Raw genomic sequence first — 12,177 nt, 5'->3', positions numbered from 1 at the left:
ACCCGACCCGAATGCTCAAGGTGTCCTCAGTCCCAGGACAGCGGACACCTTGCCGCTGCACCCTCTTGTGCCAGTGCGCCCTTGTTTAGTTTCGTTTAATTACGAAATCGCAATATCGGATGTAGAACGGCCAGAAGCCGCCATTCAACTCGACTCGATAATACTCAGCCGAGCATGCATCATGATGCTCACCACCTTCTCCTGTGGCGCCGTGCCAGAAGAGCACAGGCTGATTTCGCGAATCAGCTTTTTACACTGCCCCCCGGCGAATGAGCCGATTGAAATGGAAGTCATCTCATGTTCGAACGTAGCAAACTGGTTCCAGAGTTAATGGTCACTGACCTGGATAGCAGTCTGGCCTTTTGGGTTTCTTGCCTAGGATTTGAAGTGGCTTATCAACGCCCAGAAGACGGATTCGTTTACCTCGACTCGAACGGTGCGCAAGTAATGCTTGAGCAGGCTGACCCGGACGCAGGCCAATGGCTAACTGCCCCTCTAAGTAAGCCGTTTGGAAGAGGCATCAACCTCCAGATTGACGTTGTGGCTGTCGGCCCGATCATCCAAAAACTTGGTCAGGCTGGATTTCCACTCTATCGAGAATGCAAAGACACCTGGTATCGGGCTGACAATGTGGAAGTCGGTCAGCGCGAATTCATTGTCCAGGATCCTGATGGCTATCTCGTAAGGTTGGTAGAGCGTTTGGGAGAGCGCCCGGTTTGTTCAATCTGAACTCAGGCTAAGGCGACCGTCCGTTTAGGATCGATCTCTACCGGTCAAATCCGATGCAAATGACTGGTCAGCTCGAATGCAAATGGGTGGGCAAGTCCGTGCAATTAGCCATTAGCTGAACGAAAGTCTGAGGTCGGCGATGGCATTCAATTTTCGGTCGATTGACCCACCACCATCGCGAGCAGGATCGCTCCTGCAGAGTGCGGTGTTTTGCTGCGGTTTTATGCCAAGTGCACCCACTGCCCACAGAATCGACACAAAATTCCTACAAATTACGTAGCTGACCACCTGTCATCCGGGTGAACGTACGTATATAAAAGCACCCCATTAGCGCAAAGCGGGTGAAGAACTGTTCATCTGCGGCTTCAATGGTTGACACACGCGGAACCGATTAAGCATTTTGTTTCAATTACGCAGGCTGGGGCTCAGGCGCAGCATGTCCAACCCTGTATCGGCCCAGCGTTCGGCTTCGGTGTGCAGTTCGAAGCTGTCGGGTGCCAATAGCCACTGGTACAGGATGCCATCGATATAGGCGTGCAAACTGATGGCCGCCCGGGCGGTGTCGAGGTTTTCCGGCAACTGCCCACGATTCACTGCATTTCTCAGCGCCACGCTGATCCGCACATTGCAGTCGAGGCTGGCGGACACGCGTTGCTGACGCAGGTCGCACATTTCATCGGTGAATTCGCACTTATGAAAAAGAATCTCATTGATGCGTCGGGTTTTCGGGTCCATGGCAATCTGATGAAACAAATGAATCAACAAATTGCGCATGCAGCCCAGTGGATCAGGTTCGTCTTCGTTTTCGCTGGCTTTGGCCATTTCGTCCAGTGGTTCATGCAAGGTATCGAGCATGGCCTGAACCAGATCCGCCTTGTTGCTGAAATGCCAATAGATGGCCCCGCGCGTGACGCCGGCCAGGGTCGCGATGTCGGCCAGCGTCGTGCGCGCCACGCCCCTTTCATAGAAGGCTTTCTCGGCCGCCTCGAGTATCTGGCTGCGCGTTTCTTGAGCTTCCTCTTTGGTACGACGAACCATGGCAGTACAACCTCAATCAGGATGCTTCAGCGATGCTTGACGATCAGCTGAATAAAAGTAGGGCGAGCGCTCTTGGGTATCGTCCCCGGGCAAACAATTCGAGCCTTTAAACGGCGCCTGTAACGGTGCGGGTACAGTGCCAAGGTATTTACAAACAACCATGAACGTAAGTATATTCCTTAGCAAGCTACTTATCCACCCGGCATCCATTTTTAACCTTCCATCTTTTCTTGTGCGTGTCTTGCGCGCCTGACCCGAGGATTTTCATGCAATTCAAGCCAGCTGTTACCGCTCTGGTCGCCGCCATCGCCCTGGCATCATTGCTCAGCGGATGTAAAAAGGAAGAGGCAGCCCCGGCTGCACCACCGCCTCAGGTCGGCGTCGTCACCCTGCAACCGCAATCTTTCACCTTGACCTCTGATCTTCCGGGCCGCACCAGCGCGTTCCGCATCGCTGAGGTCCGTCCGCAGGTCAACGGCATCATCCTCAAGCGGATGTTCAAGGAAGGCAGCGATGTCAAAGCCGGCCAGCAGTTGTATCAAATCGATCCCTCGATCTATGAAGCGACGCTCAAAAGCGCAGAAGCCAACCTGCGTTCGACCAAATCGATCTCCGACCGCTACAGGCAACTGGTTGATGAGCAGGCCGTAAGCCGTCAGGAATACGACACCGCCGTGGCCAACCGCCTGCAATCGGAAGCCGCGCTGCAAAGCGCCCAGATTAATGTGCGCTACACCAAGGTTTACGCGCCGTTGACCGGCCGTATCGGTCGTTCGTCGGTGACCGAGGGCGCGCTGGTCAGCAACGGTCAACTCGAAGCCATGGCCGTGATTCAGCAACTGGACCCGATCTATGTCGACGTGACGCAATCCTCGGTCGAACTGCTTGAACTGCGCCGCGAACTGGAAAGCGGTCGCCTGCAAAAGGCTGGCGACAATGCCGCCAAGGTCAAGCTGACCCTTGAGGACGGCAGCCAGTACAAGCTGGACGGCAAGCTGGAGTTCTCCGAAGTCTCGGTTGACCAGACCACCGGTTCCGTGACCCTTCGCGCCGTGTTCCCCAACCCTGACCATACGCTGCTGCCGGGCATGTTCGTGCACGCCCAATTGCAGGCCGGCGTGAACAGTGCGGCGATTCTGGCGCCGCAACAGGGCGTGACTCGCGACCTCAAAGGCAGCCCGACCGCGCTGGTCGTCGGCCCCGACAACAAGGTCGAACTGCGCCAGCTCAAGGCCAGCCGTACCGTCGGCAATCAATGGCTGGTCGAAGACGGTCTGAAGGCCGGCGATCGGTTGATCACCGAAGGCCTGCAATACGTCAAGCCTGGCGTGGAAGTCAAAGCCAGCGAAGCGACCAACGTTGCCGCAAAGAACCCGGCCCCCGCTCAGGCAGCTGACAAAGCCGCCGGCGGCAAAGGGGAGTAACTCATGTCAAAATTTTTCATCGACCGTCCGATTTTCGCCTGGGTGATTGCCCTGGTGATCATGCTGGTCGGGGCACTCTCGATCCTCAAACTGCCGATCAACCAGTACCCGAGCATTGCGCCTCCGGCCATCGCCATTTCCGTGACCTACCCGGGTGCTTCCGCGCAGACCGTGCAGGACACCGTGGTGCAAGTGATCGAGCAACAGCTCAACGGTATCGACAACCTGCGTTATGTGTCTTCGGAAAGTAACTCCGACGGCACCATGACCATCACCGCGACCTTCGAGCAAGGCACCAACTCCGATACCGCGCAGGTTCAGGTGCAGAACAAGCTGAACCTGGCCACCCCGCTGCTGCCGCAAGAAGTGCAGCAGCAAGGTATCCGCGTGACCAAGGCAGTGAAGAACTTCCTGCTGGTGATTGGCGTGGTCTCGCGCGATGGCAGCATGACCAAGGACGACCTGTCCAACTACATCGTGTCGAACATGCAGGACCCGATCTCCCGGACCGCCGGTGTCGGTGACTTCCAGGTATTCGGTTCGCAGTACGCCATGCGCATCTGGCTCGACCCGGCCAAGTTGAACAACTACAACCTGACCCCGATCGACGTCAAAACGGCGATTGCCGCGCAAAACGTGCAGATTTCGTCCGGCCAGCTCGGCGGCCTGCCTGCCCTGCCCGGCACGCAGCTCAACGCCACGATCATTGGCAAGACCCGCCTGCAGACCGCCGAGCAGTTCAACAAAATTCTGCTCAAGGTCAACAAGGACGGTTCCCAGGTTCGCCTCAAGGATGTCGCCGAAGTCGGTCTGGGTGGCGAGAACTACAGCATCAACGCCCAGTTCAACGGCGCTCCGGCTTCTGGCCTGGCGGTGAAACTGGCCAACGGTGCCAACGCCCTCGATACAGCCAAAGCCCTGCGCAAGACCATCGACAGCCTCAAGCCATTTTTCCCACAAGGGATGGAAGTGGTATTCCCGTACGACACCACCCCGGTGGTGACCGAGTCGATCAAGGGTGTGGTTGAAACCCTGGTTGAAGCGATCGTGCTGGTGTTCCTGGTGATGTTCCTGTTCCTGCAGAACTTCCGCGCCACCGTCATCACCACGATGACCGTGCCGGTGGTGTTGCTCGGTACGTTCGGCATCCTCGCGGCGGCCGGTTTCAGCATCAACACCCTGACCATGTTCGGTATGGTCCTGGCCATCGGCTTGCTGGTGGACGATGCCATCGTCGTGGTGGAGAACGTCGAACGGGTCATGAGCGAGGAAGGCCTGTCGCCCAAGGAAGCCACCAAGAAATCCATGGGCCAGATCCAGGGCGCCCTGGTCGGTATCGCCCTGGTGCTCTCGGCGGTACTGCTGCCGATGGCGTTCTTCAGCGGCTCCACCGGTGTAATCTACAAGCAGTTCTCGATCACCATCGTCTCGGCCATGGCCCTGTCGGTACTGGTTGCCCTGATCTTCACCCCGGCGCTGTGCGCCACCATGCTCAAGGCGATTCCGAAAGGCGAGCACGGCACGCCAAAACGCGGCTTCTTCGGCTGGTTCAACCGCAACTTCGACCGTGGCGTACGCCGTTACGAGCGTGGCGTGGGCAGCATGCTCGCGAACAAGGCCCCGTACCTGCTGGCTTACCTGCTGATCGTGGTCGGCATGATCTGGCTGTTCACCCGTATTCCAACGGCGTTCCTGCCGGAAGAAGACCAGGGCGTATTGTTCGCCCAGGTGCAGACGCCTGCCGGCTCGACCGCCCAGCGCACCCAGGTGGTGGTGGACGAGATGCGTGAATTCCTGCTGCGCCCCGGCAAGGATGGCGGTGAAGGCGATGCGGTGAACTCGGTGTTTACCGTGACCGGTTTCAACTTCGCCGGTCGTGGCCAGAGTTCGGGCATGGCGTTCATCATGCTCAGACCCTGGCATGAACGTAACGCCGACAACAACGTGTTCAAGGTCGCGGCCCGCGCCCAGCAGCACTTCTTCACGTTCCGCGATGCCATGGTGTTCGCCTTCGCGCCACCGGCCGTACTGGAACTGGGTAACGCCACCGGTTTCGACGTGTTCCTGCAAGATCGCGCCGGTATCGGTCACGAAAAGCTGATGCAAGCCCGCAACCAGTTCCTCGGCATGGCCGCGCAAAGCAAAGTGTTGTCGCAAGTGCGTCCGAACGGCCTGAACGACGAACCGCAATATCAATTGGAAATCGATGACGAGAAGGCCAGTGCCCTGGGCATCACCATCGCCGACATCAACAACACCCTATCGATTGCCCTGGGCAGTAGCTACGTCAACGACTTCATCGACCGCGGTCGGGTGAAGAAGGTGTACGTGCAAGGCCAGCCGGGGTCACGCATGAGCCCGGAGGACCTGAAGAAGTGGTACGTGCGTAACAGCGCCGGCACCATGGTTCCGTTCTCGGCGTTCGCCAAGGGCGAGTGGATCTACGGCTCGCCGAAACTGGCCCGTTACAACGGCGTGGAAGCGATGGAAATCCTCGGTGCCCCGGCGCCGGGTTATTCCACCGGTGAAGCCATGGCCGAAGTCGAAGCCATAGCCCAGAAACTGCCGGCCGGTGTCGGTATTTCCTGGACCGGCCTGTCCTATGAGGAACGTTTGTCCGGTTCCCAGGCACCGGCGTTGTACGCCCTGTCGCTGCTGATGGTGTTCCTGTGTCTGGCCGCGTTGTATGAAAGCTGGTCGATTCCGATCGCGGTGATGTTGGTGGTGCCGCTGGGGATCATTGGTGCGCTGATGGCCACCAGCCTGCGCGGACTGTCCAACGACGTGTACTTCCAGGTGGGTCTGTTGACGACCATCGGTCTGGCGGCGAAAAACGCCATTCTGATCGTCGAATTCGCCAAGGAACTCCACGAACAGGGACGCAGCCTGCGCGATGCGGCGATCGAAGCCTGCCGCATGCGTCTGCGACCGATCATCATGACCTCGCTCGCCTTCGTTCTCGGTGTGGTACCACTGGCTATTTCCACGGGTGCGGGTTCCGGTAGCCAGCATGCCATCGGTACCGGGGTGATTGGCGGTATGATCACGGCCACTGTGCTGGCGATCTTCTGGGTCCCACTGTTCTTCGTCACCGTGTCGTCCATGGGCCAGCGTAAAAACGCCGACCAGGACGACGCCACTGAAACTCCTAAAGAGGCTGGCTAATGAGCAAGTCGCTACTCTCCCTGGCAGTCGCCGCCTTCGTACTGGGTGGCTGCTCGCTGATACCTGATTATCAGCAGCCGCAAGCGCCAGTGGCGGATCAATACCCGCAGGGGCCGGCGTATTCGCCAGCCCAGGCGCCTGCCCAGGCCGCCGCGGAACAAGGCTGGAAGCAGTTTTTCCACGATCCGGCGCTGCAGCAGTTGATCCAGGTCGCCCTGGAAAACAACCGAGACCTGCGTGTCGCGGCCCTGAACATCGACGCCTTCGCGGCTCAATACCGCATCCAGCGCGCCGACCTGTTCCCGGCCGTTTCAGCCAATGGCAGCGGTAGCCGCCAACGCGTTCCGGCCGACTCCTCGCAAACCGGTCAGGCTGGCATCAACAGCTCCTACTCGGCAACGGTCGGTATCAGCGCGTATGAGCTCGACCTGTTCGGTCGGGTGCGAAGCCTGAGCGAAGAAGCCTTGCAGAGATACTTCGCCACCGAAGAAGGCCGTCGAAGCACGCAGATCAGCCTGGTGGCCAGTGTGGCCAACGCTTACCTGACCTGGCAGGCCGACAAGGAACTGCTGAAGGTCACCCAGGACACCCTCGGCGCGTTCGAGGAGAGCTACAAGCTCACCGCCCGCAGCAACGAAGTGGGGGTCGCCTCGGCCCTGGACCTGGCGCAGTCGCGTACCTCGGTGGAAAACGCCCGTGCGCAATTGGCCAAGTACACCCGCCAGGTCGCCCAGGATGAAAACAGCCTGGTGCTGCTGCTTGGCACCGGCATCCCGGCCAACCTGCCCGCCGCCAGACCGTTGTCTGACGAACTGCTGGCCGATGTACCGCCAGGCCTGCCGTCGGACTTGCTGCAACGTCGTCCGGACATCCTCCAGGCCGAATACAACCTCAAGGCCGCCAACGCCAACATTGGCGCCGCGCGGGCCGCGTTCTTCCCGAGCATCAGCCTGACGGCCAACGCCGGGACCCTGAGCCCGGACCTGTCCGGTCTGTTCAAGGGCGGTTCGGGCACCTGGCTGTTCCAGCCGCAGATCAACCTGCCGATCTTCAACGCCGGCAGCCTGAGCGCCAGCCTGGACTACTCGAAGATCCAGAAAGACATCGGCGTGGCGAACTACGAGAAGTCCATTCAAACGGCCTTCCAGGAAGTCGCCGATGGCCTGGCCGCGCGCCAGACCTATGTTCAGCAGTTGCAGGCACAGCAAGACTTCGTCAGTGCCAACCAGGACTACTACCGCCTGGCCGAACGCCGCTACCGCATCGGTGTCGACAGCAACCTGACCTTCCTCGATGCCCAGCGCCAGCTGTTCAGCGCCCAACAAGCGCTGGTCACCGATCGTCTGGCGCAACTGGTCAGCCAGGTCAATCTGTACAAGGCACTGGGGGGTGGCTGGAACGAACAGACGGCGAAGAACGAGCCGTTGAAGGAAGAAGCGCCGAAGATGAAGTATTTCTGATAGCGCCCCGAATGACAGGAAGCCCACCTTTTGGTGGGCTTTTTGTTGGCGGCGAGAAAAGTTTTGTCGTCAGGCAGTGCCCCATCGCCGGCAAGCACACTCACCGCCTATCCATATTGAATCTTGCGTTCGATTATCGCCCAGAACCCGCTTTCACAGATTGAACCATCCAGTACATTCCAAGCACCATCCGAACCACAAAACCAATAACAACAGGTTCGACACCATGTCCCCGCGCCCTGCCCTGTCCGGCTGATACCCAGGTTCCACCCCGAATTGACCGAGTTTTTTTGTCTGCACCCAGCGGGTTGCGGCATGCCCCCATTCATCCACAAGAATTAGAGAGACCCGAGCCCATGACGCCTTCCAACGCGCCGTATTTCGTACCCAGCCTGATCGCCATCGCCCTGGCCAGCGCGACCCTGCCTGCCCAGGCCGAAGAGTCGGGCTTTGTCGAAGGCGCCAAGGTCAACCTGAACCTGCGCAACTTCTACATCAACCGCAACTTCACCAACCCGACCAAGGCTCAAGGCAAGGCCGAGGAGTGGACGCAGAGTTTCATTCTCGATGCCAAATCCGGGTTCACCCAGGGCACCGTCGGCTTCGGCATGGATGTGCTGGGGCTGTACTCGGTGAAACTCGACGGCGGCAAAGGCACCGGTGGCACGCAGTTGCTGCCGCTGGACCACGATGGTCGCCCGGCGGATAACTTCGGTCGCACCAACGTGGCGTTCAAGGCCAAGCTGTCGCAGACCGAGGCAAAGGTGGGCGACTGGATGCCGGTGCTGCCGATCCTGCGTTCGGATGACGGGCGCTCTCTGCCGCAAACCTTCCGCGGCGGCCAGATCACCTCGAAGGAAATCGACGGCCTGACGCTCTACGGCGGTCAGTTCCGGCAGAACAGCCCACGCGACGACAGCAGCATGAGCGACATGTCGATGACCGGCAAAGCGGCGTTCACCTCTGATCGATTCAACTTCCAGGGCGGCGAATACCAGTTCAACGAAAAACGCACCCAGATCGGTGTGTGGAACGCTGAACTCAAGGACATCTACAGCCAGCAATTCATCAACCTGGTGCACAGCCAGCCATTGGGTGACTGGACCCTGGGCGCCAACCTCGGTTTCTTCTACGGCAAGGATGACGGCAGCGCCCGCGCCGGCCAACTGGACAACAAAACCCTGTTTGGCCTGTTCTCGGCCAAGTACGGCGGCAACACCTTTTACGTCGGCCTGCAGAAACTCACCGGCGACAGTCCGTGGATGCGGGTCAACGGCACCAGCGGCGGCACCCTGGCCAACGACAGTTACAACTCCAGCTACGACAATGCCCGGGAAAAATCCTGGCAAGTGCGTCACGACTACAACTTCGTCGCCCTCGGCGTGCCGGGCCTGACCCTGATGAACCGCTACATCAGCGGCGACAACGTGCATACCGGCAGCATTACCGACGGCAAGGAATGGGGACGTGAAAGTGAACTGGGCTACACCGTGCAGAGCGGTGCGCTGAAGAACCTGAACCTGAAATGGCGCAACTCGACCATGCGCCGGGATTACAGCAACAACGAGTTCGATGAGAACCGCCTGATCATCAGCTATCCGATCAGCCTGTTGTAGGAGCATGGCTTGCCAGCGATGGCGATCTCACCGACGCCATCGCTGGCAGGCCAGCTCCCACAGGGATCTTCAGTGACCACAGAATTGGCGTTCACATCGGACCACTGTGGGAGCTGGCCCTCCAGCGATAGCGTCAGCTCAGGCACCGAAAACAACCAGGATCACTCCCGCGACTCAATCCCCAATTCATCCCACACCGACTCGGCCAGGTGGAACGTGGCGTTGGCTGCCGGAATGCCGCAGTAAATCGCGCTCTGCATGATTACTTCCTTGATCTCGCCACGGCTGACGCCATTGTTGGCGGCGGCGCGCAGGTGCAGTTTGAGCTCCCCCTCGCGGTTCATGCCGATCAGCATGGCGATGGTGATCAGGCTGCGGGTGTGGCGCGGCAGGCCCGGGCGGGTCCAGATGTCGCCCCAGGCGTGGCGGGTGATCATTTCCTGAAACTCCGAGTTGAACTCGGTCAACGCGGTCAGGCTGCGGTCGACGTGGGCGTCGCCCAGTACCGCGCGACGGACTTTCATGCCCTCGTCGTAACGTTGTTTTTCGTCCACGACAGTCCCCTTAATGAGCCAACAAAAACGCAAGAACCCGCTCGCTGAACGCGGCGCCGGCCTGAACGTTGGACAAATGCGCGGCATAGAACTCGGCGTACTCGGCGCCGGCCACATGCTCCTGAATGAAGTGCCCACCGGACGGCGGCGTTACCGCGTCTTCGGTTCCGGCGATCACCAGCAGTGGCACCTTGATCGAGCCCAATTGATCGCGGAAATCGGCATCGCGTACCGCCGCGCAGTTGGCTGCATAGCCTTCGGGTGAAGTGGCCGCCAGCATGTCGGTGATCTGCTTGGCCGCCGTCGGGTTGGCGGCGGAGAAGTCCGGAGTGAACCAGCGAGCAATCGACGCATCGCGCAAGGCAACCATGGCCGCAGGGCCGTCACGCAGCACGGTTTCGATGCGCGGATTCCACACCGACAGTTCGCCGATTTTCGCCGAGGTGTTGCACACCACTAGCGAATTCAAGCGTTCGCCGGCATTGATCCCCAGCCACTGGCCGATCAAGCCGCCCATGGACAAGCCACAGAAATGCGCACGCTCGATGTGCAAGGCATCGAGCAGCGCGAGCACGTCGTGGCCCAGTTGCTCGATGCTGTACGGGCCCGGCGTCACCAGCGACTGGCCATGGCCACGGGTATCGAAACGCAATACGCGGAAATGCTCGGTGAAGGCCGGCATTTGCGCGTCCCACATGTGCAGGTCAGTGCCCAGGGAGTTGGACAGCACCAGCACCGGCGCATTGGCCGGGCCGTCGAGTTGGTAATGCAATTCGCCCTCGGCGAGTTGTACGAAAGCCACAGCAATCTCCTTCAGGCAGTCAATGCAGAATGTTCAGCCACCGCTCGCTCGACCCAGGTACGGGCCTGACCGAGGTAATGGGCGGGGTCCAACAGATGATCGAGTTCAGCCGCCGACAGCTCGGCGGTCACTTGCGGCTCGTCGCCGAGCACCGCGCGCAGGTGCCGGTGTTCGGCCACCGCGCGTTTGCAGCATTGCTCCAACAGATGATGCGCCGTATCGCGCCCCACCCGTTGTGCGAGGACGATGCTCACCGCTTCGGCAAGCACCAGGCCCTGGGTCAGGTCGAGGTTACGGGCCATTCGCCCGGCATCCACTTCCAGGCCTTGGGTCACCAACAGCGCTTGTTTCAGGCTGCCGGACACCAGGCAGCAAATCTCCGGCAGGGTTTCCCACTCGGCATGCCACAGCCCCAGGCTGCGCTCGTGTTCCTGCGGCATGGCGCTGAACAGCGTCGAGAGCAAGCCCGGCACGCGAGTCGCGGCGCCGATCAGTACCGCCGCGCCCACGGGGTTGCGCTTATGCGGCATGGTCGAGGAACCGCCCTTGCCGGGAGCCGAGGGCTCGAACACTTCGGCGGCTTCGGTCTGCATCAACAGGCTGATGTCACGCCCGAGCTTGCCGAGACTGCCAGCGATCAATCCCAGCACCGAACCGAACTCCACCAGACGATCACGCTGGGTGTGCCAGGGTTGATCGGGCAAGGTCAGGCGCAGTTCCTCGGCCAAGGCCTGGGCAATCGGCATCGCCTGCTCACCGAGTGCTGCGAGGGTTCCCGAAGCGCCACCGAATTGCAGCACCAGCAAACGCGGTTTGAGTTCGAGCAAACGCTGGCGGCTACGGGTGACTGCACCCAGCCAGCCAGCGATCTTCATGCCCAGGGTGACCGGCGTTGCGTGTTGCAACCAGGTGCGCCCGGCCAGTGGCGTGGCCGCATATCGTTGGGCCTGGGTGGCGAGCGTCTGGCCCAGTTGCGCCAGATCGCTGTCGATCAGTTGCAGTGCGCGACGCAATTGCAGGACCAGACCGCTGTCCATCACGTCCTGACTGGTGGCGCCCAAGTGCACATAGCGCTCGGCCTGGGCATCGTTCGCGGCGATCTGTTTGCCCAAGGCCTTGACCAACGGAATCGCCGAATTACCCGCCGTGGCAATGGCTTCGCCGAGAGCCGCAAAATCGTAATGCCCGGCCTGGCAGGCGGCCTCGATCGGCGCCACCGCCGTGTGCGGAATCAGACCGACCCGAGCTTCGGCCCGGGCCAGCGCCGCTTCAAAATCGAGCATGGCCTGAACCCGGCCCTGATCGCAGAACACCTCACGCATATCGCGGGCAGTGAAATAGGCATCGAACAATTGATTGCCCGGTCGCTCGTTCATAAACAGTCCCTGG

At 60.2% G+C, this 12,177-nt stretch carries 9 protein-coding genes; 5 read left to right on the top strand and 4 right to left on the bottom strand.

Features of this window, described 5'->3' with window-relative positions:
• Positions 1 to 297 precede the first annotated feature (297 nt).
• Positions 298 to 729: a bleomycin resistance protein gene (locus tag AC1Q6D_RS11840; RefSeq protein WP_103403533.1), complete on the top strand. Its 432-nt coding sequence runs from the start codon at positions 298 to 300 to the stop codon at positions 727 to 729.
• A gap of 405 nt (positions 730 to 1,134) precedes the next feature.
• On the opposite strand, the gene emhR is transcribed toward AC1Q6D_RS11840, so the two are convergent.
• Positions 1,135 to 1,767: an efflux system transcriptional repressor EmhR gene (emhR, locus tag AC1Q6D_RS11835; protein WP_103403534.1), complete on the bottom strand. Its 633-nt coding sequence runs from the start codon at positions 1,765 to 1,767 to the stop codon at positions 1,135 to 1,137.
• A gap of 266 nt (positions 1,768 to 2,033) precedes the next feature.
• Between emhR and emhA the strand changes: the two genes are divergently transcribed.
• From emhA to AC1Q6D_RS11815, 4 genes are all read left to right on the top strand, one after another.
• On the top strand, positions 2,034 to 3,191 hold the full coding sequence (emhA, locus tag AC1Q6D_RS11830; RefSeq protein ID WP_103403535.1) for an efflux RND transporter periplasmic adaptor subunit EmhA: 1,158 nt from the start codon (positions 2,034 to 2,036) through the stop codon (positions 3,189 to 3,191).
• A gap of 3 nt (positions 3,192 to 3,194) precedes the next feature.
• Positions 3,195 to 6,356, top strand: coding sequence for an efflux RND transporter permease subunit EmhB (gene emhB, locus AC1Q6D_RS11825; protein WP_103403536.1), 3,162 nt, complete (start codon positions 3,195 to 3,197; stop codon positions 6,354 to 6,356).
• A complete protein-coding gene (emhC, locus tag AC1Q6D_RS11820) occupies positions 6,356 to 7,816 on the top strand; it encodes an efflux RND transporter outer membrane subunit EmhC (RefSeq protein ID WP_103403537.1) in 1,461 nt (486 codons plus the stop codon). Before emhB ends, emhC begins: the two co-directional genes overlap by 1 nt.
• Positions 7,817 to 8,172: 356 nt before the next feature.
• Complete coding sequence (locus AC1Q6D_RS11815; RefSeq protein WP_103403538.1) at positions 8,173 to 9,432, top strand: OprD family porin; 1,260 nt, start codon at positions 8,173 to 8,175, stop codon at positions 9,430 to 9,432.
• Between the two features lie 161 nt (positions 9,433 to 9,593).
• On the opposite strand, the gene pcaC is transcribed toward AC1Q6D_RS11815, so the two are convergent.
• From pcaC to AC1Q6D_RS11800, 3 genes are read right to left on the bottom strand one after another with little or no spacing between them, the layout of a single operon-like run.
• Positions 9,594 to 9,986: a 4-carboxymuconolactone decarboxylase gene (gene pcaC, locus AC1Q6D_RS11810; protein ID WP_047526509.1), complete on the bottom strand. Its 393-nt coding sequence runs from the start codon at positions 9,984 to 9,986 to the stop codon at positions 9,594 to 9,596.
• 10 nt (positions 9,987 to 9,996) lie between these two features.
• Positions 9,997 to 10,788, bottom strand: a complete 792-nt coding sequence (gene pcaD / locus AC1Q6D_RS11805) for a 3-oxoadipate enol-lactonase (protein ID WP_103403539.1) — start codon at positions 10,786 to 10,788, stop codon at positions 9,997 to 9,999.
• A gap of 11 nt (positions 10,789 to 10,799) precedes the next feature.
• Positions 10,800 to 12,164: a 3-carboxy-cis,cis-muconate cycloisomerase gene (locus AC1Q6D_RS11800; protein WP_103403540.1), complete on the bottom strand. Its 1,365-nt coding sequence runs from the start codon at positions 12,162 to 12,164 to the stop codon at positions 10,800 to 10,802.
• Positions 12,165 to 12,177: the final 13 nt, after the last annotated feature.

This window comes from Pseudomonas sp. MT92 (assembly GCF_058792515.1).
The sequence above is the reverse complement of the archived record's forward strand: the minus strand, read 5'-3'. Positions and strand labels throughout refer to the sequence as shown.